A 25457-nucleotide genomic window follows, 5' to 3' on the forward strand; every position below is an offset into this window, starting at 1 on the left:
CGATAATGTGCGCACCCTGACCGGGGAGCTGGCGATGATTTCAGTACTGTTGGTTGATGACGATGAAGACCTCACCGAAATGCTCAGGCAGTACCTGGCGCGTGAAGGTTTCGACGCGACCGCCGTGCCGACCGGCGAGGAGGGTGAGGAGCAGGCGCTGTCGGGCCGCTATAGCATCGTGGTGCTGGACGTGATGTTGCCGCAGGTGTCCGGGATAGAGGTGCTGCGGCGTATCCGCGCCGTCAGCCAGGTGCCGATCGTGCTGCTCACCGCCCGTGGCGACAATATCGACCGTATTGCCGGCCTTGAGCTGGGCGCGGACGACTACGTGCCCAAGCCCAGCTCTCCCGGAGAGCTGGTGGCGCGTCTGCGTGCCATCATGCGGCGGGTGCAGCCGGCGGATCGTCCGACGGCAGACGTCATCCGCACCGGAGAGCTGGTGTTGTGGCCGGCCAAGCGCGAAGCCCGGTGGCGTGGCCGTGAGCTGGGGGTGACCAGCACCGAGTTCAGCCTGCTGGAGGAACTGGCCAAATGCGCGGGTCAGGTGGTGAACAAGACCGATTTGTCGCTCAATGCCCTGGGGGGGCCGCTCAAACGCTATGACCGGCGTATCGACGTGCACATCAGCAGCATTCGCCAGAAGCTGGGGCCGCGCAGCGACGGCAAGGCATGGATCCAGAGCGTACGCGGTCTTGGCTATCAGTTGATTGCCGAATGATGAAACCCAGCCGGCTGTTCTGGAAGCTGTTCCTGGCGTTCTGGCTGGCGACGAGCCTGACCTTTTTTGCCGGGGTCGGGGTGCATGAGGTGGAAACGTTCGAGCCGAACGACCCCAATTTGAAAGTTATCCTGGCCAGCGAGGCCGCGCTGCTGCGCCAGTTCGGCGTTGAGTCTGGAGCCGAGCTGCTGGCGACCTGGCGACGTCCGCCCGATCAGGCAATCGGCGTGTATGACAATGCCGGGCAACTGCTGGCCGGCTCCGCAGTGCTGTCGCCAGCCTATGAGCAGACGGTGATCAGCAAGGAAGGTCTCATTCTGTCGCTGCGCTCCACCCACCCGATCAGCTATGAGCACGGCGGCCCCGGCCTGCAGGTGCCGCTGATCATCGGCACCTTGATGAGCGCACTGTTCAGCGGGTTTCTGGCCTACTACCTGGCGTGGCCCCTGGCCAGTTTGCGTCGTGCGATGGGCGAGGTGGCCCAGGGGCGTTTCGATGTTCGCGTCAAACCGATGATGGGCAAGCGTCGCGACGAAATCGCCGACCTGGCTGGCGAATGCGACCGCATGGCCAACCAGCTCAAGTTGCTGGTGCAAGCCCAGCACAGATTGCTTCACGATATTTCCCATGAGCTGCGTTCACCGCTGACGCGCATGCGCGCGGCCATTGGGCTGTTGCGTCAGGACAGCGAGCGTGTGGACATGCTTGAGCGCATCGAGCGCGAGTCCGAGCGCATGGATGCCCTGATCGAAGCGTTGCTGACGCTGGCGCGCCTGCAAGGGCGGCCCGAGAGCATCGAGCGCGAACCGTTCGACATCAGCGAATTACTGGCGATGATCGTTGAGGATGCGCAATTCGAGGCGGACATCAAAGGCTGTCAGGTGCAGTTGCAGGGCGGGCCGCCTTTTATCGCCTGCGTGAATGGCGAGCTGATGTACCGCTGTTTCGAGAACGTGATACGCAACGCCGTGCGCTATACCCGGCCGAATACTACGGTGCAGGTATCTACCCGGCTCAGTGACGATGGGGCGTATCTGTGGGTACGCATCACCGATCAGGGGCCGGGGGTTGACGAGACCCGGCTGCAGAGCATCTTTCAGCCGTTCGAACGCGGCGGTGGCGACACCAGCGTCGGCTTTGGCCTGGGTTTTGCGATTGCCCACAGTGCCCTGGAAATGCACCAGGGCAGTATCGTGGCGCGCAATGAGCAGGAGGGCGGATTGACCGTGGAAATCAGTTTGCCGAGGGCGCGGTCTTTACGCGAAATTACACTCGCTTGACGGCTCTGAACCTGCCACCTCTTTAGACTCTGCGCTCGGCAAAGCCATTGATTGAGTAGAGGCAGCGATGTTTCAGGTGCATAAAAAGGGGTTTGTTTCAGGGCGGAAAATGATCGACGGGCTGCTGCCTTATGACTTCTTCTGCGAAGACAATCCGACGATCAATCTATTCGTGTTTACCGGTGCGGCCGGTCAAGGCGAAGCCATCGAAGCGCCGACACTGTGGGGGTTCACCCGCCTGGAGCGGTTTGAGGCGATGGCCAATGCGCTGTTGGCCAGCAAACGCGACGATGGCTGGTTTCAAAGTGTCAACGTGCTCACCGGCCCTGTCCAGAACGGCACCCTGGGGGTGAAATTCCAGCGCGTGCGCAAAATCATCAAGCATGCCGGCCCGGCAGTGCCTTCGGCGCGCAAAGTGGATTACGAAATTCATACCGATGACGGCGACATCTACTTCACCCGGCAACCCCTGTCGGCCGATCTTGCGCAAACCGTCATTTATGCTGCGTGAGCACGATCAATGACCACTTTCCCAACCGCCATGCACCGCCTTGCGAATAGCCTCGAGCAGCATGGCAAACGCCGGATTGTCATTGTGTTCGCGCCAGATAAGGTGCAGTTCGCTCTGCACACCTTCGCCAAGATCGATCTCGCGAAAGACCACGTTCTTGAACACCACACTGCTGGCACAACGGGGCACCAGGGCCAGGCCCATGCCGGCGTTGACCAGCGCCAGAATGGTCAGGGAAGAACCCAGCCATTGCACGTATTCCGGCGCCACGCGGGCTGAGCGCAGCATGCCCGTAAGCAGCTCGTTGAATGGCGGATAGGCCGAGTGGGCGTACATGAGGAAGGGCTGCGCATCCAGGTCCTGCACCGAGACGTGCTCGGCCTGGGCCAGTGGATGCCTGCAATGCACAGCCAGCACGAAGGGTTCGCGCACCAGGCATTCGGTGGCGTAGCCGGGTTCGAGCAGGGGCGCGCGCACGATACCCAGGTCAATGCGGCGCGCGCGCAGGGCTTCGTGCTGTTGATAGGTGTTCATCTCGGCCAGATCAATGCGCACATGGGGCTGCTTGAGCCGCGCTTCGGCGATGACCTTGGGCAGAAACTCATACACCGCGCTGCCCACGAAACTGATGTTCACTGTGCCGATATCCCCTTCGGCAAAGCGCCGTGCGGTCACGGCAGCTTGCTGGGCGCGCTCGAGCAGGTTCTGCGCTTCGACGAAAAAAGCCCGGCCTGCGGCGGTGAGCGTCACGCTACGGGTGGTTCGGGTGAACAGCTCCACCCCCAAATGGTGTTCCAGCAACTGGATCTGCCGGCTCAGCGGCGGCTGGGTCATGTTCAATCGCTCCGCAGCACGCCGGAAATTGAGTTCGGTAGCCACCGTGGTAAAGCAGCGCAACTGAGTCAGTTCGAACATTGATCTAATCCAGGTATCAATCGAATGCCAAGTTAGATTAGACGGGATCAATACCCAGCGTCCATCATCCCGACGTCCCTAAAAAAATAAATCAACGGGAGTCGCCCTTGAATACCGTCCAGAGTTCGCCCGACCCAACTGTGCTCGCCCGTGCGGCGGCCAAGGTCAAGCGCCATGTCCTGCCGCTGTTTGTGGTGATGTTCATCGTCAACTACATCGACCGGGTCAATATCGGCTTTGTGCGCAGCCATCTGGAAACCGATCTGGGCATTGGCGCCGCGGCCTATGGCCTGGGCGCGGGTTTGTTCTTCATCGGCTACGCGCTGTTCGAAGTACCGTCCAATCTGCTGTTGCAGCGCTACGGGGCCCGTGCCTGGCTGACGCGCATCATGTTCACCTGGGGCGCGGCCGCCATGGCCATGGCCTTTGTGCAGGGCGAGACCAGTTTCTATGTGCTGCGCTTTGTCCTCGGCGCCGCCGAAGCCGGGTTTTTCCCGGGCATCATTTATTACTTTACTCAGTGGTTGCCGGCCAGCGAGCGCGGCAAGGCCATGGCGATTTTCCTCAGCGGTTCGGCCATCGCCTCGGTGATTTCCGGTCCGGTGTCAGGCGCGCTGCTGAGTGTGAGCGGCCTGAGCCTGCATGGCTGGCAGTGGATGTTTCTTATTGAAGGTTTTGCCTCCATCGTGCTCTGCGGGTTTGTGTGGTTCTGGCTGCAATCCCATCCTCGTCAGGCCACGTGGCTCAGCGACGAAGAAAAGCAGGCGCTGGTCGGCGCCATTGCGCTTGAGCAACTGGCGCGTGAGGCGGCGCAGGTCAGCCGGCCGTCGATGTTCAAATTGCTGGCCGATAAACAGATCGCGTTGTTCTGCTTTATCTACTTCTCCATTGCCCTGACCATTTACGGCGCGACCTTCTGGCTGCCGAGCATGATCAAACAGATGGGCAGCCTCGGCGACTTTCAGGTCGGCCTCTTCAACTCGATTCCGTGGTTGATTTCCATCATCGCCATGTACGGCTTTGCTGCTCTGGCCAGCAAGTGGAAACACCAGCAGGCCTGGGTATCGCTGATGCTGGTGATCGCCGCGTTCGGCATGTTCATGTCCACCACGGGCGGGCCGGTGTTTGCATTTGTCGCCATCTGTTTTGCCGCGATTGGTTTCAAGGCGGCCTCGGCGTTGTTCTGGCCGATTCCCCAGGGCTACCTGGATGCACGCATCGCTGCGGCGGTGATCGCATTGATCAACTCGGTCGGCAACCTGGGCGGATTCGTCGCGCCGACCACCTTTGGCTTTCTCGAGCAGACCACCGGCTCCATCCAGGGCGGGCTGTATGGCCTGGCGGCAACCTCGCTGATAGCGGCAGTGGTGGTGTTTTTTGCCCGCACTGCGCCACGCAGCGGCGTACCCGCCAGCACGGCACCCGTCGAACCGGTCGTCAGCCAACCTCGCGATTCTCATCACACCTTGCGTTCAGGCCAACAGGGAGCTATCTCTTGAAAATCATCCGTGTCAGCGTCACCCCGATTGCCTTCCGCGATCCACCACTGCTGAACGCCAGCGGTATTCATGAACCCTTCGCGTTGCGCTCGATCATCGAAATCGAGAGCGACACCGGCTATATCGGGCTGGGTGAGAGCTATGGCGATGCACCGGCGCTGGCGATTCAGCAGCAGGTCGCGCCACAGCTCATCGGCCTTGATCCGTTCCAGCTCAACCAGCTACGCGCCATCGTGCAGACCACCGTGGCTGCGCAAAAGACCACCAGCCTGCCCGGCGCCGAGCTGGCGCCGGGCTCCCATGCCAGCAAGGCGGTGAGCAATGCCTACTCGGCTTTTGAAGTGGCCTTCCTCGACGTGCAGGCCCACGCGCTGAATGTGCCGCTGGTTGACTTGCTCGGCGGGGCGATCCGCGACCGCATCCCCTTCAGCGCCTACCTGTTTTTCAAATACGCCCGGCACGTCGATTCGCCCTATAAGCCCGACAGTTGGGGCGAGGCGCTGAGCGCGCAACAGATCGTCGCCCAGGCGCGGCGAATGATTGAAAGCCATGGGTTCAAAAGCATCAAGCTCAAGGCCGGCGCCCTGGACCCCGAACACGAAGTGGCCTGCATCAAGGCCCTGAAAGAGGCGTTCCCGGGGGTTCCGCTGCGCATCGACCCGAATGGCAATTGGTCCCTGGCAACCTCGGTGCGTATGGCCCAACTGCTCGGCGATGACCTGCAATATTACGAAGACCCGACGCCAGGCCTGGACGGCATGGCCGAGCTGCACGCCCGCACCGGACTGCCCCTGGCCACCAATATGGTGGTCACCGACTTCGACGAATTTCGCCGCAGCGTAGCGCAAGACAGCGTGCAGATCGTGCTGGCCGACCACCACTATTGGGGTGGGCTGCGCGACACCCAGGTGCTGGCCAAAATGTGTGACACCTTTGGCCTGGGCGTGTCGATGCACTCCAACTCGCACCTGGGCATCAGCCTGATGGCCATGGCCCATGTTGCCGCTGCAGTGCCCAATCTCGATTACGCCTGCGACACCCATTACCCGTGGCAGGAACCGGACGAGGAGGTGATCAAGGGTGGCAAGGTGCCGATTGTCGACGGCTGCGTGACAATCACCCGCGCACCTGGGCTGGGGCTCGAACTGGACCACGATCAACTGGGCAAGCTCCATGACCAGTACTTGAGTTGCGGCATTCGCCAGCGCGACGACGTGAAACAGATGCAGCGCTATCAGCCTGAGTGGACAAGCGTGAAACCACGGTTTTAAAAGGGTCGCTTGCTTTGCCCGGTCGCACCGTTACGGTGCCGCCGGGCTTTTTTTTGCGCGCCTGTGCGCAGAATCCCGGGTGTTGGGTATCGCGATGCAACGAATAGGCGCCGTTGCCCCTCCTATGTTTACGAATAACCTTTCACGAGACAGGTAGTGGGCTTATGACGGCGGCAGACAAGGATCATGTGAACTGGCTGGTAGAACAATCGATGCTGCATGCGGCGCGCCAGCGCGCCCGGCTGTATTCGGGGCAGGGCCGGTTGTGGCAGCAGCCTTACGCGCAGACGCGGCCGCGTGATGCTTCCGCCTTGTCGTCGGTGTGGTTCACCGCGTACCCGGCCTCGATCGTCACCCGCGAAGACGGCACCGTGCTGGAAGCTCTGGGCGATGAAGCGCTGTGGCATGCGCTGTCGAAAATCGGCATCCAGGGCATTCACAACGGCCCGCTGAAAAAGTCCGGTGGTTTGTCCGGTACCCGCCATACGCCGACTATCGATGGCAACTTCGACCGCATCAGCTTCGACATCGACCCGCAGCTGGGCACCGAGGCGCAGTTACAGGCGCTGACGCGTATGGCCGCCGCGCACAACGCAGTGATCATCGACGACGTGATCCCGTCGCACACCGGCAAGGGCGCGGATTTTCGCCTGGCCGAGATGGCCTACGAGGATTATCCGGGGCTCTACCACATGGTGGAAATCCGCGAAGAAGACTGGCCCCTGCTGCCCGATGTCGCCGAAGGGCGTGATGCGCAAAACCTCAGCCCGCTGCAGGTGGATGCCCTGCGCGACAAGCACTACATCGTTGGCCAACTGCAACGGGTGATCTTCTTCGAGCCCGGTGTGAAGGAAACCGACTGGAGCGCCACGCCGGTAGTATTGGGCGTCGACGGCAAACCCCGGCGCTGGGTGTACCTGCATTACTTCAAGGAAGGCCAGCCGTCGCTCAACTGGCTTGACCCATCATTCGCCGCGCAGCAGATGATCATCGGCGACGCCCTGCACGCGATCGACGTGATGGGCGCGAAGATCCTGCGCCTGGATGCCAACGGCTTCCTCGGTGTCGAGCGCAAGCTGGACGGCACCGCCTGGTCGGAAAGCCATCCGCTGTCGATCACCGGCAACCAGTTGCTCGGCGGCGCGATTCGCAAGGCCGGCGGCTTCAGCTTCCAGGAATTGAACCTCACCGTGGATGACATCGCGTCGATGTCCCACGGCGGGGCGGACCTCTCCTACGACTTCATCACCCGGCCGGCCTACCAGCACGCCTTGCTGATGGGCGATGCGGAATTCCTGCGCCTGATGCTGCGCCAGATGCACAGCCTGGGCATCGACCCGGGCTCGCTGATTCACGCGCTGCAAAACCACGATGAACTGACCCTGGAACTGGTGCACTTCTGGACCCTGCACGCCCACGACAGCTTCCTGTATCAGGGCCAGACCTTTCCCGGCAACATCCTGCGCGAGCACATCCGCGAGCAGATGTATGAGCGCCTGACCGGCGAGCATGCGCCGTACAACCTCAAGTTCGTTACCAATGGGGTGTCGTGCACCACGGCCAGCATCATCACGGCGGCGCTGGGCATCCGCGACCTGGACGCCATCACGCCGGCCGATGTCCAGCAGATCCGCCAAATCCACTTGCTGCTGGTGATGTACAACGCCATGCAGCCCGGGGTGTTTGCGTTGTCCGGCTGGGACCTGGTGGGCGCGCTGCCGTTGGCCGCCGATGAGGTGGACCACCTGATGCAGGACGGCGACACCCGCTGGATCCATCGTGGCGCCTACGACCTGGTGGACCTGAACCCAGAGGCCGAGCTGTCGGCCGGGCAGATGCCGCGCTCCAAATCCCTGTACGGCAGTTTGAACAGCCAGTTGCAGGACCCGGAGTCGTTCGCCTCCCAACTGCAAAAAATCCTCGGCGTGCGCCGCGCCTATGATATGGCCGCGAGCCGCCAGATCCTGGTGCCGGACGTCGAACACCCGGGCTTGCTGGTGATGGTCCACGAACTGCCGGCCGGCAAGGGCACGCAGATCACCGCGCTGAACTTCGGCGCCACGCCGATCACGGAAACCCTGCACCTGCCCAATATTGCGCCGGGGCCGGTGGTGGACATCATCAATGAGCGGGTCGAGGGTGACTTGACCGCCGAGGGTGAGTTCACCATCACGCTGGATGCCTATGAAGGGCTGGCGTTGCGGGTGGTGAGCAGCACACCGATGCTGTGATGAGGTTGCCTGGGGGGCCGGTGGCACCTCAGGCATTCAGCGATGCATACCACGGTGCATAGGGCGTGTTGCCGACCTTGTGCCGGTTGAAGTCCGGCGCTCCGTCATCCCACCACACCGGGCCGCGTTCGCCGAGCGCGACCTTGGCCTCGTGAACCGTGGCCCTCGCGGCCTTCAGCTCATGGGGATCGCCCGAGGCATTGGCGGCCTTCACCGCGCGCCGTGCGGCCATCAATTGGTTGACCAGCTGTTGCCTGACGTCGTCAGGCAGCTACGGGTTGCTGCTCCGCCACAACGTGCCCTTGACCACAAAGTAGCGACCGTCCGGTGTGCTCGGATACACCTGTGTGCTCACTTCAGGCCGATGCGTTTACGCATCTGGGCCGTGATGGTTTGCCGGATTCCAGGCAGATCGGCCCACGGGTCGGCGTCCAGCTCGCCCAGGCGCTCATGCAGATTACGCACGGTCCATTGGTTGGCGCCCTTGAGGTCTTTTAACTCGTCCTTGAAGATCGGCACCGACACCGGCAAGCCCTCGCGGCTGCGCGCTGCATAGGCGCAGATGGTGGTGGCGCCCAGGCCATTGCGCAGGTAGTCGATGAAAATCCGCCCCACCCGGTTTTTTGGCCCGGAAACCGCCGAGAACCGGTCCGGCAGCAGGTTGGCGATATGTTTGACCACCGCGTGGCTGAAGCTTTTGACCGCGTCCCAGTCCGCCTTCGGGGTCAGCGGCACGACGATATGAATACCCTTGCCGCCGCTGGTCTTGAGAAAGGATTTGAGCCCCAGTTCGTCCAGTACCGTCAAGGTCAGTTGGGTGGCCTCGATCATGCTTTTCCAGGGCAGCGCCGGGTCCGGGTCCAGGTCGAGAATGAAGCGGTCGGGTTTTTGCAGGTTTTTGGACACTGCATTCCAGGTATGCAGCTCGATGGTGTTCATCTGCACCGCGCCGACCAGTGCCTCGATGTTGTTGATCAGCATCACCGGGTGACCGGTCTCTTGCTTGCCGATGATCTCGATGCCGGGAATCGCCAGGTGTTCTGCGTTTTTCTGAAAAAACAACTCGCCACCGATGCCATCCGGCGCACGCACAAGGGCGACAGGCCGGTTGCGCAACTGCGGCAGGATCCAGTCGCTGACGCCGATGTAATAGTCCGCCAGGTCACGCTTGGTCGCGCCGCTGCCGGAGTCGATCACGCGTTGAGGATGGGTGAGCCTGAGCGTGGTCGAGCCGTTTTTGTCGGATGCAGTCTTGGTCATCGCCTTGGTCTTCCTGGCGGTTTTAGGTTTGACGGCAAGGGCAGGGCGCTCTTCGCTAATCGACCTGGCGGGTTTGTCGTTGCGCAGCCCGTGAAACACCGCCTGCCTGACGAAGCCGTCCTGGGTGATTTCGGCGAACGCCACTTCCGCGAGCAGCGCGGGCTTGAGCCAGTGCACGCCCTTGGCCTCGAACCCCGTTGGCGGGTTGACCACCGCAGGTTTCTTGACCTCAAGCGGGGTCAGTTGCGCGAAGATCGTCGCCAGTGTGGCCTGGTTGAAGCCGGTACCGACCTTGCCCGCGTACCGCAGTTCGCCGCTGTCGTCATCATGCAACCCCAGCAACAGCGCGCCGAACTTGCTGCGCGAGCCCTTGGGTTCGGTATAACCGACGATGACGAACTCCTGGCGCCGCTTGCATTTGAGTTTGATCCAGTCGCCGCTGCGCCGTGACTGGTACGCGCTGCCCACGCGTTTGCCGATCAGACCTTCCATGTGCATGTCGCAGGCGCTGTTGAGCAGTGCCTCGGGCGTTTCAGCGAAGTCCGCCGAATACTTGAGCAGATCGCCTTCGCTGCGTTCCAGCACCTTGGCCAGGGCGCCTCGGCGTTGCTCCACCGGCACCTCACGCAGGTCCATGCCGTTGAGAAAGGGCAGGTCGAAAAGGTAGTAAACGATGTTGCCGCTGCGCGCCTGCTCGAACGCATTTTGCAAGGCCTGGAAATCCGGCACGCCGTGTTCGTTGGCAACCACCACTTCGCCATCCAGCCAGGCAGATGTGAGGCCCAGGCTGGCAATCGCCTCGGCCTGGCGCGGCAGCTTATGCGTCCAGTCGTTGCCGTTGCGCGTGAATAACTGCACCTTGGCGTCTTCCACCCGGGCCAGGATGCGGTAGCCGTCGAACTTGATTTCATAGCGCCAATCACCCTCGGGTGGGGAATCCACCAGCGTGGCCAGCTCAGGCTTAAGGCTTTGCGGCAGCGCCGCCGGCCGGGCATTCTCCAGCTTTTTTGCGCGTGTGGGCCTGGCGCGCTTGGCGGGGGCCTGGTCGACGGGTTTGGCCTGCGCCGCCTTGCGCTTTTTCTGCACGATGGTGCGCTCGCTCAGCACACTGTGTGGCTCGGCTTCGACCACGTCGTAATCGCTGTCGGCGCGGGCGAATTCGTCCTGATGCTTGATCAGAAACCATTGCTCCTGCTTGCCCGGCATATGCGTCTTGACCAGGTTCCACACGCCCCCCAGCTTTTCGCCCTGCAGCTCGAATTTGAGGCGGCCTTTGGCGTAGGCTTGCACCGGATCCGACAGCGGTTTCCAGATGCCGCGGTCCCACACGATGACGTCGCCAGCACCGTAATGGCCCTCGGGGATGCTGCCTTCAAAGGTCGCATAGTCCAGCGGGTGGTCTTCGACGTGCACGGCCAGGCGCTTGTTTTTCGGGTCCAGAGAAGGCCCCTTGGGCACGGCCCAGCTTTTGAGGGTGCCGTCGAGTTCGAGGCGAAAATCGTAGTGCAGGCGGCTGGCGTCATGCTTTTGAATGCAGAACTGCAGGGCGTTCGGCTCTGTGCGTGTCCTGCCCCTGGACGTGCCGCCTGCGGGTTCCGAGGTCGCATCGAAATCACGTTTGTGGTGGTACTCCTCCAGGGCTTTGTTCGCCTGCGGCTTTTTCTTAGCGCGCGTTTTGCGCGACGACAGCTCGATCCAGGTGGGCGCATGATCGCTGGCGTGTTCCTCGCCGCGCACCCAGGCATCCACACCGGCGTTTTTGAGATGCGGGGCGAGTACCGGGTTGAGCAGGAGATGGTCGATACGCAGGCCGGAATTCTTCTGCCAGTGTTGCCGGAAGTAATCCCAGAACGTATAGACCCGCTCCTCGGGATACAGGTGACGCACCGAGTCGATCCAGCCCTGGTCCAGCAACCGTTGATAGCACTCGCGACTCTCCGGCTGCAGCAGGGCATCCTTGAGCCATGAACGGGTGCTGTAAATATCGGCGTCGGTGGGCACCACATTGAAGTCCCCGGCCAGCACCACCGGGTGTTCGCCCGATTGCAACGTGCGGGCATGCTTGATCAGGTGCTCGAACCACTTGAGCTTGTACTCGAACTTGGGCCCCGGTTGCGGGTTGCCGTTGGGCAGGTAGAGGCAACCGACCACCACGCCATGCACGGCGGCTTCGAGGTAGCGCGACTGCGAGTCGTCTTCCGCGCCGGGCAAGCCTTTGTGGATCAACAGGGGTTCGGAGTCGCGGGCAAGAATCGCCACGCCATTCCACGCGGCCTGCCCATGGTGCAGACAACCATAGCCTGCCGCCTCAAGCTCGGCAGCGGGGAAGGCTTTGTCCTGAGCCTTGAGTTCCTGCAGGCAGACAATGTCCGGCCGCTCTTTCTCCAGCCACTGCAACAGGTTGGGCAACCGCGCGCCGATGCCGTTGACGTTGAATGTGGCGATCCTGAGGTTCTGCATAGCCTCGATCCTTCAATGTTTTCGGTGCTTTCTCATCCGAGTGCTGAAGAACGGAGCGAGTTCTAAATTTGTTGCCGGGCGCGGCACCTGCATCCCGGTTGAACTGCCAGCGGCTTGGACTGCCGAAACACAGACCACCCAGAGGACACCGCGATGACTGAAGAAAAGAAGAAGCAACCGGAACAGGAACAGCAGACCCCCGCGCATTCAACCGAACAAGAGCGTGAGCGTTTGAAGGACTTCAACAAGGACGGCATTCCGCCAGGGGCCTGCTGACCTGTGCGTGTGCTATCAGTGTTTATCCGAAGGTATTGATATCGATACCCTCGGTGGCCAATGCCCGTTGCACGGCAGGCCTTTCGATAATTGACTGAATACGTTGAGTCCAGTGGGGGAAATGCAGGCTCATGTCTATATCGATCCACTTCCCCCACATCCAGAAAACCAGCAGCACTGGATGAACAATGTTGTAAGCCGCGCCGTCAGCGCGCGCTGCAAGGCGCTGCTCGATAAACCGGTAGCTCTCCATCACGAGTGCCCCTTGTGGCGAGCGGGCTTGCCCCGCGTTGGGGTGCGAAGCGCCCCCCATCGAGCAAAACGCGGTGTACCTGATACGGCTCAGCGTCTGGTTTTGGGGCTGCTGCGCAGCCCAACGCGGGGCAAGCCCGCTCGCCACAAAAGCATTCTCTGCGCAAAAAGGAGTAACCCATGGTCGGCACCAAAAAAAGCTATGAGCCCGCCAATCATGGACCGATTAAGGTGCAGCTTGCACAGCTATCGAGACTTCATCGCTGGCCTGAGTATCCACACCTTTTAGACAACCACCGAGTGCCCCCTGTGGCGAGCGGGCTTGCCCCGCGTTGGGCTGCGCAGCAGCCCCAAAACCCGTCGCCGCGGAGTGCCTGAGACAGCGCATTCATCTTTGTCGGGGCTGCTGCGCAGCCCAACGCGGGGCAAGCCCGCTCGCCACAAAAGCATTCTCTGCGCAAAAGGAGTAACCCATGGTCGACACCAAAAAAAGCTATGAGCCCGCCAATCATGGACCGATTAAGGTGCAGCTTGCACAGCTATCGAGACTTCGTCGCTGGCCTGAGTATCCACACCTTTTAGACAACCACCGAGTGCCCCCTGTGGCGAGCGGGCTTGCCCCGCGTTGGGCTGCGTAGCAGCCCCAAAACCCGTCACCGCGGAGTGCCTGAGACAGCGCATTCATCTTTGTCGGGGCTGCTGCGCAGCCCAACGCGGGGCAAGCCCGCTCGCCACAAAAGCCCTGGCGGCGGATGTTCGACACCAAAGTCGACATCATCCTCGCGTTTTTTGCAACCGGTTCACGTCAGCAGACGCTAAAGCCTGGCCCATCGCTGTCGATAAACGCTATGAGCCCCACCAATCAAGGACTGATGAAATGACTCTTCCCGTTAGCGCTGCCTATACCCCGCCAGCCAACACCAGCCTCATGCCTTCCGGTCAGACGCTCGTGGTGCAGCCACTGACAGACGCTGCAAAAGAAGCGCTGGCGAACGCCTCCCCGGCGGCCGTCTACCATCCCAGTCCGAGTGGACCAGCAGATGCCACGGTGAAGCCTCCTGAGGTTTTCGATACCTGGATCGGTCGCTCCCAATCGCCAGACTTTCCTCGACTCGTTGAGGTCGCCTCCGGGGCGCTGAGCACGCTGAAGGCGTCCTTCAAGGTGTTCGAGTCGACGCTGGCGGTCACCGCTCCCGACCTGGCCGCGAAAGAGTATGGCTTCACCGTGGAGGCGGACGGCAGCCTGAAAGTGCGCGATAAGGCCAGTCAGCTCAGCAGTTCGGATACTCGGCGGCTGACGGATCTGCTCAATCAATCCGTTGCCTTGAAAACCGCAGCCGTGGCCTACCGCAACGCCTCCATCGATACGGTGGACGCCGATTCGGTGCAGTCGGGGCTGGGCTTTTATAGCCTGACCAACGAAAACTTCGCCAGGACCATTGATCTGGCGCCGCTGTTAAGGGAATTCGACCCGTCGGATTTGAAGGGGGCCAAGGACCGGCTTTTTATCACCCAGCTGTCCTACAGAGGCGAGCGGGCGACGGCCGAGACTGAGGATGCAATGTACGAGCGGCGCGCGGCGCAGCGGTTCAGCGTGCAGGTCTGATCCCCGCGAGCCCGCACACTGATCCCCCCAAAGCAATCGTTAACTGGCAGAATCCCCTCCAACTTGATTGCTTTGGAGACCACCATGCTTCGTGCGTTTGAACGAAGACTCGACCCATTCCCCCCTGACGAAGTCCCTCCGCCGCCAGAGGGCCTGGCGCGCTTTTTGTGGGCCTGCACCCGCGGCGCGCGTGGCTACATCCTGGCGTTTGCGCTGCTGAGCGCCGCGGTGTCGATTTACGAAGCCTGGCTGTTTTCCTTCCTGGGTCAGGTCGTCGACTTGCTGTCGACCTGGCAGACCGGCGGTGATGCGGCCGCGCAGGAAAGCCGTGTGTTGTGGGGTATGGGCATCGTGATGGTGTTGAGTGTCGGCCTGGTGGCGTTGCGCACGATGGTGCAGCACCAGATTTTGGCGATCAACCTGCCATTGCGGCTGCGTTGGGACTTCCACCGGCTGATGCTGCGGCAAAGCCTTTCGTTTTTTTCCGATGAGTTTTCCGGGCGGGTCACCACCAAGGTGATGCAGACGGCGCTGGCGGTGCGCGACGTGCTGTTCACCCTGATCGAGATCCTGCCCGGCATCGGTGTGTACTTCATCGCGATCATCGCGCTGGCCGGCGGCTTCGCGCTCAAACTGATGCTGCCGTTTATTGCCTGGATCCTGTTGTTCGGGCTGGCCATGCTGTACTTCGTGCCCCGTCTGGGCAAAGTGGGGCAGGAGCAGGCCAACGCACGCTCGTCGATGACCGGCCGTATTTCCGACGCCTACACCAACATCACCACCGTGAAGCTGTTCTCCCATTCCAACCGCGAAGCGCATTTTGCCCGCGCGGCCATGGAAGATTTCAAGCAGACCGGCTTTCGCCAGATGCGCCTGGTCAGCCAGTTCGAGATCGTCAACCAGGCCCTGGTGGTGGCCTTGATCATGGCCGCTGGAGGTTATGCGCTATGGCTCTGGCACCAGGGCGAGATCGGCGCGGGCGCCGTGGCCGCGATCACCGCCATGGCGTTGCGCATCAATGGCATGTCCCACTGGATCATGTGGCAGATGACCTCGCTGTTCGAGAGCATCGGCACCGTGCAGGATGGCATGGGCACCCTGACTCGCGGCGCCAAGGTGCAGGACGCGCCGGACGCGGGTGAGCTGGTCACCTCCGGTGGCGCCGTCACCTTCGACAACGTCAGTTTCAACTACAACGGCGAGCGCCAGGTGCTCGATGGCCTGAGCCTGGACATTCGCCCGGGCGAAAAAATCGGTCTGGTCGGGCGCTCCGGCGCCGGCAAGTCCACGCTGATCAACCTGCTGCTGCGCTTTTATGACGTCGACAGCGGCACGATCCGGATTGACGGGCAAGACATCGCGCAGGTGACCCAGGACAGCCTGCGCAGCGCCATCGGCATGGTCACTCAGGATACGTCGCTGTTGCACCGCTCCATTCGCGACAACATCGCCTACGGTCGTCCCGATGCGAGCGACGCGCAAATCCGCATGGCAGCGGCCAACGCCCAGGCCGATGAGTTCATCAGCCGATTGAGTGACCGCCAGGGCCACACCGGCTACGACACGCTCGTTGGCGAGCGTGGCATCAAGTTGTCCGGCGGCCAGCGCCAGCGTGTCGCGATTGCCCGGGTAATGCTCAAGAACGCGCCGATCCTGCTGCTTGACGAGGCGACCAGCGCGCTGGACTCGGAAGTCGAAGTGGCCATCCAGGAAAGCCTCGATGAAATGATGCAGGGCAAGACCGTGATCGCCATCGCCCATCGACTGTCGACGATTGCCGCCATGGACCGACTGATCGTCATGGATGACGGCCGCATTCTCGAACAGGGCACCCACACCGAACTGCTCGCCAAGAACGGCATCTATGCGCGGTTGTGGCACCACCAGAGTGGTGGTTTTTTGGGTGAGGATCGCGGCGTGGCGGAGGTAATGGACTAAAGCCGGGAAGGGCAAGCCGACTCGCTGCGGGCGAGTCGGGATCACGCAATGGCGGGCACCCGAACGCTGTCAGTAAACCAGCGGGATGACGATTTCCGGCGGCGTGGGGCTGCGCAGGTAATCCTCCTGCCTGACGCGTTCGGGCAGCTCGATCATCGGCACCTCGACTTCTTCATAGGGCATCTGCTTGAGCAAATGGTGGATGCAGTTGAGCCTGGCCTTCTTCTTGTTGTCCGCCTGTACCACCCACCAGGGCGCTTCGGGGATATGAGTGCGTTCCAGCATGATTTCCTTCGCCTTGGTGTAGGCCTCCCAGCGGCGACGGGATTCCAGGTCCATGGGGCTCAGTTTCCATTGTTTGAGCGGATCATGAATGCGGCTGAGAAAGCGCAGGTGCTGTTCCTGATCGGAAATCGAGAACCAGTATTTGATCAACTGGATACCGGAGCGCGCGAGCATGCGTTCGAACTCCGGCACGGTGCGAAAGAACTCTTCGTATTGCGCCTCGTTGCAAAATCCCATGACCTGTTCGACGCCGGCGCGGTTGTACCAGCTGCGGTCGAACAGCACGATTTCGCCCGCCGCCGGCAGGTGTGAGACGTAGCGCTGGAAGTACCACTGCGTGCGTTCGCGGTCGTTCGGCGCGGGCAGGGCGGCGACTCGGCACACCCTGGGGTTGAGCCGCTGAGTGATGCGCTTGATGACCCCACCCTTGCCGGCGGCATCGCGGCCTTCGAACAGGATCACCACCTTGGCCCCGGTCTTGACCACCCAGCTTTGCAGCTTCACCAGTTCGCCCTGCAGGCGGAACAATTCGCTGAAATAAACCCTGCGTTCGGCCTTTTCGGGGCTTTCCTCCATGTGCTCATCCAGCAGCGCATTGAGGTCATGGCCGTCTTCGGTCAATTCCAGTTCCAGCTCTTCGTCACTGTGATCGAGCAGCTCACGGCGGATGCGCTGGATCAGGGCGTCGTCTGTTGCAGACATGGGAGACACTCGCGTGGGGAGGATGATCGAGTGTTAGTCGCATCTTGTTACGAAGTAATGACACGTAAATAAGCGTTTGACGCTGTAAAACGGGACAAAAACCTGCCTGCCATTCATTTTTCATAAAAACGTAACAAAGCTGCTGCAAAGTCCCGGGAGCCCGAAAATACAACACGGAGTTCCTTGAATGAAAAGCTTGATGAAGTCAGCTGCACTCGCCGTCGCGGTCTCACTAAGTGCCACTTCGGTGTTTGCTGCCGAAAGCATCCGCCTGACCGGCTCCGGTGCCAGTTTCCCGGCGCCGATCTATCTCACCTGGTTCAAGGATTTCAGCAAGAAAAGCGCGGGCGTGACGGTGGACTACCAGTCCAAAGGGAGCGGGGCGGGCGTACAGGATTTCCTCAACAAGACCGTGGACTTCGCCGCCAGCGACTCGGCCATGAAAGACGAAGACATCGCCAAGGTCGCCGAAGGTGTGCAATTGCTGCCGATGACCGCCGGCGAAATCGTGCTGGCCTATAACCTGCCGGGCAACCCCAAAGGGCTGAAGCTGCCGCGCGATGTGTATTCCGACATCTTCCTGGGCAAGATCACCAAGTGGAACGATCCCAAGATCGTTGCCGCCAACCCGGACCTGAAACTCAGCGATACGCCGATCACCGTGGTGGTGCGTGCGGACTCCAGCGGCACCACTGCGGTGTTCACCAAGCACCTGGCGGCCATCAACCCTGCGTTCAAGGACGCGATGGGTGAAGGCAACACCGTCAACTGGCCGGCCACCGACAAGTTCATCAAGTCGCCCAAGAACGATGGCGTGACCGCCACCGTACGCCAGACCCCGGGCGCGATTGGTTATATCGAATACGGCTTCGCCAAACTGGCCAAGGTCGACTTCGCCCAGTTGCAGAACAAGGCCGGCCACTACGTGGTGCCGAACGCCGAAAGCGGTGCAGAAGCACTGGCAGCGGTAAAAATGCCTGAAAGCCTGGTGGCCTGGCTGCCGGACCCGGATGGCGCCAAGTCCTACCCGATCACGTCCTACACCTGGATGATCTTCCGCAAGGACAACGGCAACCCGGCCAAGGCCAAGGCCATGCGCGAAATGGTTGAATACAGCCTCACCGAAGGTCAGAAAATCGCTGATTCGATGGGCTACATCCCGCTGCCGGCTTCGGTGGTTGAACAGGTTCGCAAAGCTTCAGCCAACATCCAGTAAGGCTTGCCAGCTCACTCCCGGCGCAGGCACTCCGCCTCGCCGGGAGCGCGTCCTCCCTGTTTCGGAAGCAACCCATGAACTCACCTTTTGTCGTACCGGTTAACCCGGACTCTGCGTGTCAGCCACCGTCCACCAAGGATTTTGTGGTTGACCGCACCTTCCGCGCGCTTGCACGCATCGGCGTGGTGCTGGTGCTGGCGCTGGTTTTCGCGCTGGTGTTCGAAGTAGGGCGCAAGGCGCTTCCCGGCATGGAAAAGCACGGCTTTGACGTGCTGCTGGGCAGCGTCTGGGATGTCAATCAAGGCAAATACGGCATTTTGCCGGCGATCTGGGGCACGCTGTACAGCGCCTTTATCGCATTGCTGATCGCCGGCGTGTTCGGCGTCAGCATGGCCATTTTTCTCACCCAGGATTTCCTCCCGGCCAAGCTGGCTGCGGTGTTTCGTACCATCGTTGAACTGCTCGCGGCCATCCCCAGCGTGGTGTACGGCCTGTGGGGCATCTACGTGGTCATCCCGGCCATCCGGCCGCTGACCGCGTGGTTGAACACGGAGCTTGGCTGGATCCCGTTTTTCGGCACGTCCTTGAGCGGCCCCGGCTTGCTCCCGGCCGCGCTGGTGCTGGCCATCATGATCCTGCCGACCATTGCCGCCGTGTCCCAGGACGCGCTCACCGGCGTGCCGATGAAAACCAAACAGGCGGCTTACGGCATGGGCACCACCCACTGGGAAGCGATTCTCAAGGTGATGGTGCCGTCGGCGGCCACCGGTATCTTCGGCTCCCTGGTGCTGGGCCTGGGTCGCGCCCTGGGTGAAACCATGGCCCTGGCGATGCTGGTCGGCAACGCGAACAATATTTCGCTGTCGCTGTTCGCCCCGGCCAATACCCTGGCGGCCTTGCTGGCGCTGAACTTTCCAGAAGCCGGGCCGAACGAGATCGAGGTGTTGATGTATGCAGCGCTGGTGCTGATGTTCATCACGCTGCTGGTCAACGTGGCGGGCTCGATGCTCATGCTTTACGCCCAGCGGGGGACCAAGCAATGACCAACCTCACCACGCCCGACATCGCGCTGCCCAGCCTGCAGCGCCGCTTCGAAGGCCGCGCCCTGCGCAGCCTGGTGTTGACCACGCTGGTCTGGCTGGGGGCGCTGCTGGCCAGCGTACCGCTGATCTCCGTGCTGTATATGCTGATTACCCGGGGCGGGGCGCGCCTGAGTCTTGAACTGTTCACCGAGCTGCCGCCCACCGGTTTCGAGACCGGCGGCGGTTTCGGCAACGCCATGGCCGGCACCCTGGTGATGGTCGGTATCGCGGCGGCCATCGCCGTGCCGGTCGGCATCCTCGCGGCGGTGTTCCTCGCCGAGCTGGGCCCCGACAGCAAGCTGGCGAGCGCGGCGCGCTTTGCCGCGAAAATGCTCACCGGCCTGCCGTCGATCCTGGCCGGCGTGTTTGCCTACGCCCTGGTGGTGATGACCACCGGCACTTACTCGGCTCCTGCAGGGGGCGTGGCGCTGGCCGTGCTGATGTTGCCGATCGTGGTGCTGACGGCCGAAGAGTCGATGAGAATGGTGCCCAAGATCATGAAGGACGCCGCGTACGGCATGGGCTGCACCCGTTCCCAGGTGATCTGGAAAATCGTTCTGCCCACCGGCATGCCGGCGATCCTCACCGGTGTGATGCTGGCCGTGGCGCGCGCCGCAGGCGAAACCGCCCCCCTGTTGTTTACCGCGCTGTTCAGCAACTACTGGATCTACCACGACGGCAACCTCGCCGTCATGAACCCGACAGCCTCGTTGGCCGTGCTGATCTACAACTTCTCCGGCATGCCGTTCGACAACCAGCTCGAACTCGCCTGGGCGGCCTCGCTGGTGCTGGTGATGATCGTGCTGGTGGTGAATATCGTGAGCCGTATTTTCGGCAAACCCAAGTATTAAGAGCGGGAGCACCTGAATTTTGAACGTATCAACTGCGCAAATTGCTGCTCCGTTTGTGACCGACTCGCCTGTGGTCATGGACTGCAAGCTGGACAAGATTTTCTACGGCAACTTCATGGCGGTGCGTGACAGCCACGTGCCGATCGAAAAAAACAAGATCACCGGCTTCATCGGGCCGTCCGGCTGCGGCAAGAGCACTGTGCTGCGCAGCCTCAACCGCATGAACGACCTGGTCAAGGGCTTCCGCTTCGAGGGCCATGTGCATTTTCTCGGCCAGGACGTGTACGGCAAGGGCGTCGACCCGGTGGTGGTGCGTCGTTACATCGGCATGGTGTTCCAGCAGCCGAACCCGTTCTCGATGAGCATCTTCGACAACGTCGCCTTCGGCCTGCGCCTGAACCGCTACAAGGGCGACCTGGGCGACCGCGTGAAGCACGCGCTGCAGGGCGCAGCGCTGTGGGACGAGGTCAAGGACAAGCTCAAGGTCAGCGGCCTGTCGCTCTCCGGCGGCCAGCAGCAACGGCTGTGCATCGCGCGCGCCATCGCCACCGAGCCTGAAGTGCTGTTGCTGGACGAACCGTGCTCGGCCCTCGACCCGATTGCCACTCGCCGGGTCGAAGAGCTGATGGTCGAGTTGAAGAAGGACTACACCATCGCGCTGGTGACCCACAACATGCAGCAGGCAATCCGTGTTGCGGACACCACCGCGTTTTTCTCGGTGGACATTTCCCAGGGCACGCGCACCGGCTATCTGGTGGAGATGGGCGCCACTGCGCAGATCTTCGGCACACCCCGTGAGCAAATGACCGAAGACTACATCAGCGGCAAGTTCAGCTGAGCATCACCGCCTCATCGACACCGCCTACCTGCAAACGCCAAATGGAATTGGCGGGCATCCGGTAGATTTTCCTGCCTCGGTTTTCCAAGGAGTTTCAATGTCTGTAACGCATCGCCTGGATTTGCCGGCCATTGAGCGCGCACTGCGTGAAGTGCAGGATCGCTTCGCCGAGCTAAGCCGGCACTTCACCGAGCCGCGCGACCCCCTGACTGACGAAGTGCTGCACAATGTGCTTGAAGGCTACGCGTTGATTGACGACTATGTCGCACGCGGCGTCGACCTGTTCGATCTACACCAACTGAACCTGATGCTGGAGATCAACGCCGTGGTACTGTGCGGTACAGACCCGGCGCGCCGGCTGGAATACGCGCAGCACCTGGCAGCGACTGAGGAACACTTCTTCAACAACGTTGAAGGCGGGATCAAGGACCTGTTCAATTGGTACTGTGCGTATCGCAGCGAGTCGGTCTGGAAGCGTGCGGCCGGCGTCTATGTACGCATTCTCAGCAAGCCGCAGCTGTTCATTGAAGGCAACAACCGCAGCGGTTCGCTGATTGTCAGCTATTTGCTCATGCGCGCAGGTTTACCACCCTTCGTCCTGACGCTGGAGAACGCCGAGGGCTATTTCAATCCGTCCTCGGTGATCCGCAACTCTGCAAAACATGGAGTCAAGGCGTTGTACGAATTGCCCAAGATCAAGAAGAAATACGCGGCCTTTCTGGAACATCAGGCACCCGCCCCAGGCAAGTTTTTCCTGGGCGACGGCCCCCGGCCGCTGCATCAGGGAGGCCATTGATGCGCGCCTTTCCACGCATGCGTATTTCCTTCGATATCGACGACACCCTGGCCTGCCAGCAGCATCACTGCGCGGCGGAAACCAGCCGGCTGCCGGCCTGCGTGCATCGATGGCTGGGCGAGCCGCTGCGGGTGGGCACCCGCGCGCTGATCCGCGAGTTGCGCCGCCAGGGTTGCAGTGTCTGGGTTTATACCTCGTCCGGCCGCACGCCGTCCTACATCCGCCGCTGGCTGTTGCTCTACGGCATCCGCGTCGACGGTGTGGTCAACAGCGTGCTGCATAATCGCGCCCTGACGGTACACGGCCTGTCCAACGCGCCGTCGAAGTACCCGCCGGCGTTCGACATCGACCTGCACGTCGATGATTCCGAGGGCGTGCGCATCGAAGGGGAGGATCACGGGTTTCGCGTGGTCGTGGTTGACCCGCAGGATGCCCGCTGGACGCACAAGGTTCTGCACGCCGCTGCCCTGGTGCAGGGGCAGCTTGTCTGGCAGCAACTGATCAGACGCCCGCGGCCCGCCCGCCAGCGCACCCGCTCACTTGTATAAAATCGCCTGATGAATGTCCTGCAGCGCCATGATGCGCTGCGCGGCATTGAGCTTGATCGCCTCCTTCGGCATGCCGAACACCACGCAACTGGCCTCGTCCTGAGCCACCGTGGCGGCGCCGGCGTCGAGCATTTCCTTCAAGCCCCGTGCGCCGTCGTCGCCCATGCCGGTCATGATGATGCCGGTGGCGTTCTTGCCGGCAAAACGCGCCACCGAGCGAAACAGCACATCCACTGACGGACGATGGCGGTTGACCAGCGGGCCGTCGATCACCTGCGCGTGGTAGTAGGCGCCGCTGCGAGTGACCATCAGGTGCTTGCCACCGGGGGCGATCAGCGCCAGGCCCGGCAGGATGCGGTCGTTGTTGCGCGCCTCGCGCACTTCGATCTGGCACACGCTGTTGAGGCGTTCGGCAAAGGACGCGGTGAATTTTTCCGGCATGTGCTGCACGATCACCATCCCCGGGCACACCCTCGGCAACGCCGTCAGCACGGCCTCAAGCGCCTGGGTGCCGCCGGTGGAGGTGCCGATGGCGACGATGCGTTCGGTGGTCTGGGCCATGGCGTGGCCGTTGGCGGCGGGCAGGATCGCGTCGGCGCTGAGCTTGCTGGCCGGGGCGGGCGCGGCGGCAGGCCTGACGGCGCGTTTGCCGAGGTTCTTGACGTTGGAGTTGGCCGCCGCGCGGATCGCCGCCACCAGTTCGGCGGCCGAGTCGATCAGGAAGTTCTTCAGCCCGGTGGTGGGCTTGGTGATGATTTCCACGGCGCCGGCCGACAGCGCCTGCAACGAGGTTTCCGCGCCTTTCTGGGTCAGCGAGGAGCAGATCACCACGGGCGTCGGGCGCTCGCTCATGATTTTGCGCAGAAACGTGATGCCGTCCATGCGCGGCATTTCCACGTCCAGCACGATCACGTCCGGCCATTCGCGGGCGAGCTTGTCCATGGCGAAAATCGGGTCGGACGCCGCGCCCATCACATGGATGTCCGGCGTGTCGTTGAGGATCGCCAGCAGCACCTGGCGCACCACGGCCGAGTCATCGACCAGCAGCACGCTGATTTTTTTGGTAGGCATTTATTGGAGTGTTCCCATTGGTTGGTGCCGGACCCAGACGTTGCCGTTCCACAGGTCGAACACAATCGTGCGATAGCCGGTGCTGCCCATGTCCTGTGCGGCCAGGTGCAGGTGATGGCGCTCGGTCAGGGCCAGCGCCGCGCGGATATTAAGGCTGGCCACGTCCTGGTCCGGCAGGCGGCGCTGCTGTTCGGGGAACATCTCGCCGCCGCCGAACAGCTTGACCTGATAGTCCTGCGCCCGCGTGCCGTTGACGTGGGCGTGGCGCAGCAGCAGCTCAAGTGCCTCGTCGCCGTACTTGCCGTCCAGGGGCTGGCCCTTGCGCAAGCGCGCTGGCAGCATGAAATGGCACATGCCGCCGATGCGCCGTTGCGGGTGCCAGAAGGTGAACGCCACGCAGGAGCCGAGCAGGGTGCGCAGGCGCATTGGCCGCGTCGCAAAGCTCACCTGGCCTGGCGCCAACACCACTTCGGGCGCATCGGCGGGCTTTTTCATGGCTTGCAGTAAATCGACGGCGCCACCAGCTTCAACGTGTCGTTGACGCCGTTGAGGCTTTCCGAGTGGCTGATGATGAAATGCCCGCCGGGCCTGAGCAGCGGCAGCAGGCGCGCAACCACCTGGCTCTTGGTCTGCTGATCGAAGTAGATCATCACGTTGCGCAGGAAGATCACGTCGAACTCGCCCAGGCCGGGCAGCGGCTCGTTGAGGTTGACCTGCACGAAATTGACCCGGCTGCGCAAACGCTTGTCGATCAGGAAGGTGCCCTCCTGGCGTCCGATGCCCTTGAGGCAGTATTTGCTCAACAGCGGCTGGGGCAGGGTGCCGGCGCGCTCCATGGCGTAATGCCCGCTGCGTGCCTTGGCCAGCACCTGGGTGCTGATGTCCGAGCCGATCACCTCCCACGGCGTGGTGCCCAGGCCTTCGGCCAGGGTCATCGCCAGGCTGTAAGGCTCTTCACCGGAGGAGCTGGCCGCGCTCCACACGCGAAACAGCTTGCCCGGCGCCGCTTTGGGCAGCACCTGCTGGCGCAGGAAATCGAAATGCTTGGGCTCGCGGAAAAAATAGGTTTCGTTGGTGGTGAGCAAATCCAGCGCGACCTGCAGTTCGCCCTTGCGCTGGTCGCTCATGATCAGCTTGAAATACTCCCCATAGCTCTCCAACTCATAATGCTTGAGGCGTTTGAACAGGCGTCCGGCCACCAGTGCCTTTTTTGCCGGCGACAGATTGATGCCAGCCGCGCGGTACAGCCAGGACTGGAACTGACCGAACTCGCGGTCATCAAGCGACGAGGTATCTGGCATGACCGGGCCTCAACGCGCGTCGGTATCGAGTGCTGGCGCCTGGCCAGCCTCGGCGAGGCTGGACATCTCGTCGATGGACAGCACCTTGTCCACCTCCAGCACGATCACGAACTTGCCTTCGACCTTGGCCATGCCGCTGATGAAATCGGCGCGAATGCGCGCGCCGAAGCTGGGCGGTGGCTCGATCTGCGCCGCCGGGATTTCCTGCACCGCCGACACGGTGTCCACCAGCAGCCCGATGTCCTGGGGCTGACCGTCTTCGGTACGGGCTTCGATGATGACCACGCAGGAGCGCCGGGTGATGGCCGAATTCTGCCGGCCAAAGCGCGCCGACAGGTCCACCACCGGCACCACGGCGCCACGCAGGTTGATCACGCCACGCACGAACGCGGGCATCATTGGCACCACCGTCAAGCTGCCGTATTCGATAATTTCCTTGATGCCCAGAATGCCGATGGCGAACATCTCGCCGCCGAGCATGAAGGTCAGGTATTGCGCATCCTCGTCGACCGCAACCGCGGTATGACGGGAAGGGGTTACTGCGCCCATG

Annotated in this window: 22 protein-coding genes and 2 pseudogenes; 15 read left to right on the plus strand and 9 right to left on the minus strand. The window is 62.0% G+C overall.

What is annotated here, in order from left to right:
* The first annotated feature begins 34 nt into the window (after nt 1-34).
* The 3 genes from ACXX81_RS09700 (at nt 35) to ACXX81_RS09710 (ending at nt 2509) form a co-directional block, all read left to right on the plus strand.
* Nucleotides 35-718: a response regulator transcription factor gene (locus ACXX81_RS09700; protein WP_231421330.1), complete on the plus strand. Its 684-nt coding sequence runs from the start codon at nt 35-37 to the stop codon at nt 716-718.
* Entirely contained in the window at nt 715-1998 is a 1284-nt protein-coding gene (locus ACXX81_RS09705; protein ID WP_458571580.1) for an ATP-binding protein, read from the plus strand. Before ACXX81_RS09700 ends, ACXX81_RS09705 begins: the two co-directional genes overlap by 4 nt.
* Before the next feature lie 67 nt (nt 1999-2065).
* Entirely contained in the window at nt 2066-2509 is a 444-nt protein-coding gene (locus tag ACXX81_RS09710; RefSeq protein ID WP_231421328.1) for a hypothetical protein, read from the plus strand.
* A 6-nt stretch (nt 2510-2515) separates the two neighbouring features.
* Here ACXX81_RS09710 and ACXX81_RS09715 read toward each other — a convergent pair whose 3' ends face one another.
* The gene (locus ACXX81_RS09715; protein ID WP_003230182.1) at nt 2516-3424 is read right to left on the minus strand and encodes a LysR family transcriptional regulator; all 909 of its coding nucleotides are present in this window, start codon (nt 3422-3424) and stop codon (nt 2516-2518) included.
* A 107-nt stretch (nt 3425-3531) separates the two neighbouring features.
* Between ACXX81_RS09715 and ACXX81_RS09720 the strand changes: the two genes are divergently transcribed.
* From ACXX81_RS09720 to treS, 3 genes are all read left to right on the plus strand, one after another.
* A complete protein-coding gene (locus ACXX81_RS09720) occupies nt 3532-4923 on the plus strand; it encodes an MFS transporter (RefSeq protein ID WP_458571581.1) in 1392 nt (463 codons plus the stop codon).
* On the plus strand, nt 4920-6194 hold the full coding sequence (locus ACXX81_RS09725) for a glucarate dehydratase family protein (RefSeq protein ID WP_458571582.1): 1275 nt from the start codon (nt 4920-4922) through the stop codon (nt 6192-6194). The genes ACXX81_RS09720 and ACXX81_RS09725 overlap by 4 nt, the downstream gene beginning before the upstream one ends.
* 164 nt (nt 6195-6358) lie before the next feature.
* Nucleotides 6359-8425 (plus strand): maltose alpha-D-glucosyltransferase, encoded by a 2067-nt coding sequence (gene treS / locus ACXX81_RS09730; RefSeq protein ID WP_458571583.1) that lies wholly within the window; start codon nt 6359-6361, stop codon nt 8423-8425.
* Between the two features lie 28 nt (nt 8426-8453).
* Here treS and ACXX81_RS09735 read toward each other — a convergent pair.
* Together ACXX81_RS09735 and ligD are read right to left on the minus strand one after the other, a co-directional pair.
* Nucleotides 8454-8768 (minus strand): annotated as a pseudogene (locus ACXX81_RS09735) (hypothetical protein).
* 8 nt (nt 8769-8776) lie between these two features.
* The gene (gene ligD, locus ACXX81_RS09740) at nt 8777-12145 is read right to left on the minus strand and encodes a DNA ligase D (protein WP_458571584.1); all 3369 of its coding nucleotides are present in this window, start codon (nt 12143-12145) and stop codon (nt 8777-8779) included.
* Between the two features lie 153 nt (nt 12146-12298).
* Between ligD and ACXX81_RS09745 the strand changes: the two genes are divergently transcribed.
* On the plus strand, nt 12299-12421 hold the full coding sequence (locus tag ACXX81_RS09745) for a hypothetical protein (RefSeq protein ID WP_003230191.1): 123 nt from the start codon (nt 12299-12301) through the stop codon (nt 12419-12421).
* Between the two features lie 22 nt (nt 12422-12443).
* Here the strand turns inward: ACXX81_RS09745 and ACXX81_RS09750 are convergent, their stop codons facing one another.
* Nucleotides 12444-12677, minus strand: a complete 234-nt coding sequence (locus tag ACXX81_RS09750) for a glutathione S-transferase family protein (protein ID WP_458571585.1) — start codon at nt 12675-12677, stop codon at nt 12444-12446.
* Between the two features lie 873 nt (nt 12678-13550).
* Between ACXX81_RS09750 and ACXX81_RS09755 the strand changes: the two genes are divergently transcribed.
* Both ACXX81_RS09755 and ACXX81_RS09760 read left to right on the plus strand, forming a co-directional pair.
* Nucleotides 13551-14279 (plus strand): hypothetical protein, encoded by a 729-nt coding sequence (locus ACXX81_RS09755; RefSeq protein WP_231421322.1) that lies wholly within the window; start codon nt 13551-13553, stop codon nt 14277-14279.
* 84 nt (nt 14280-14363) lie between these two features.
* The gene (locus ACXX81_RS09760; protein WP_458571586.1) at nt 14364-16217 is read left to right on the plus strand and encodes an ABC transporter ATP-binding protein; all 1854 of its coding nucleotides are present in this window, start codon (nt 14364-14366) and stop codon (nt 16215-16217) included.
* Nucleotides 16218-16286: 69 nt separating this feature from the next.
* Here ACXX81_RS09760 and ppk2 read toward each other — a convergent pair whose 3' ends face one another.
* Nucleotides 16287-17204 carry a polyphosphate kinase 2 gene (gene ppk2 / locus ACXX81_RS09765; RefSeq protein ID WP_209982124.1) on the minus strand — a complete coding sequence of 306 codons (918 nt, stop codon included), beginning with the start codon at nt 17202-17204 and terminating at the stop codon, nt 16287-16289.
* A gap of 187 nt (nt 17205-17391) precedes the next feature.
* Between ppk2 and pstS the strand changes: the two genes are divergently transcribed.
* The 6 genes from pstS (at nt 17392) to ACXX81_RS09795 (ending at nt 22535) form a co-directional block, all read left to right on the plus strand.
* A complete protein-coding gene (gene pstS, locus ACXX81_RS09770) occupies nt 17392-18420 on the plus strand; it encodes a phosphate ABC transporter substrate-binding protein PstS (protein WP_209982122.1) in 1029 nt (342 codons plus the stop codon).
* A gap of 74 nt (nt 18421-18494) precedes the next feature.
* Nucleotides 18495-19463, plus strand: a complete 969-nt coding sequence (pstC, locus tag ACXX81_RS09775; RefSeq protein ID WP_209982120.1) for a phosphate ABC transporter permease subunit PstC — start codon at nt 18495-18497, stop codon at nt 19461-19463.
* Nucleotides 19460-20353 (plus strand): phosphate ABC transporter permease PstA, encoded by an 894-nt coding sequence (gene pstA / locus ACXX81_RS09780; RefSeq protein WP_057010278.1) that lies wholly within the window; start codon nt 19460-19462, stop codon nt 20351-20353. The genes pstC and pstA overlap by 4 nt, the downstream gene beginning before the upstream one ends.
* 76 nt (nt 20354-20429) lie before the next feature.
* The gene (gene pstB, locus ACXX81_RS09785) at nt 20430-21191 is read left to right on the plus strand and encodes a phosphate ABC transporter ATP-binding protein PstB (RefSeq protein WP_057010279.1); all 762 of its coding nucleotides are present in this window, start codon (nt 20430-20432) and stop codon (nt 21189-21191) included.
* A gap of 97 nt (nt 21192-21288) precedes the next feature.
* On the plus strand, nt 21289-21987 hold the full coding sequence (locus tag ACXX81_RS09790) for a hypothetical protein (protein ID WP_209982118.1): 699 nt from the start codon (nt 21289-21291) through the stop codon (nt 21985-21987).
* Nucleotides 21987-22535 (plus strand): hypothetical protein, encoded by a 549-nt coding sequence (locus ACXX81_RS09795; RefSeq protein ID WP_209982115.1) that lies wholly within the window; start codon nt 21987-21989, stop codon nt 22533-22535. Before ACXX81_RS09790 ends, ACXX81_RS09795 begins: the two co-directional genes overlap by 1 nt.
* Here the strand turns inward: ACXX81_RS09795 and ACXX81_RS09800 are convergent.
* From ACXX81_RS09800 to ACXX81_RS09815, 4 genes and pseudogenes are all read right to left on the minus strand, one after another.
* Nucleotides 22524-23606 (minus strand): protein-glutamate methylesterase/protein-glutamine glutaminase, encoded by a 1083-nt coding sequence (locus ACXX81_RS09800; protein ID WP_209982114.1) that lies wholly within the window; start codon nt 23604-23606, stop codon nt 22524-22526. The two genes, ACXX81_RS09795 and ACXX81_RS09800, sit on opposite strands and share 12 nt — an antisense overlap.
* Nucleotides 23569-24101, minus strand: a pseudogene (cheD, locus tag ACXX81_RS09805) (chemoreceptor glutamine deamidase CheD). The gene ACXX81_RS09800 and the pseudogene cheD overlap by 38 nt, the downstream one beginning before the upstream one ends.
* Nucleotides 24098-24907 carry a CheR family methyltransferase gene (locus tag ACXX81_RS09810; RefSeq protein ID WP_209982110.1) on the minus strand — a complete coding sequence of 270 codons (810 nt, stop codon included), beginning with the start codon at nt 24905-24907 and terminating at the stop codon, nt 24098-24100. Before ACXX81_RS09810 ends, cheD begins: the two are co-directional and overlap by 4 nt.
* A 9-nt stretch (nt 24908-24916) precedes the next feature.
* On the minus strand, nt 24917-25456 hold the full coding sequence (locus ACXX81_RS09815) for a chemotaxis protein CheW (RefSeq protein ID WP_209982108.1): 540 nt from the start codon (nt 25454-25456) through the stop codon (nt 24917-24919).
* Nucleotide 25457 lies beyond the last annotated feature (1 nt).

Source organism: Pseudomonas sp. GNP013 (assembly GCF_054343995.1).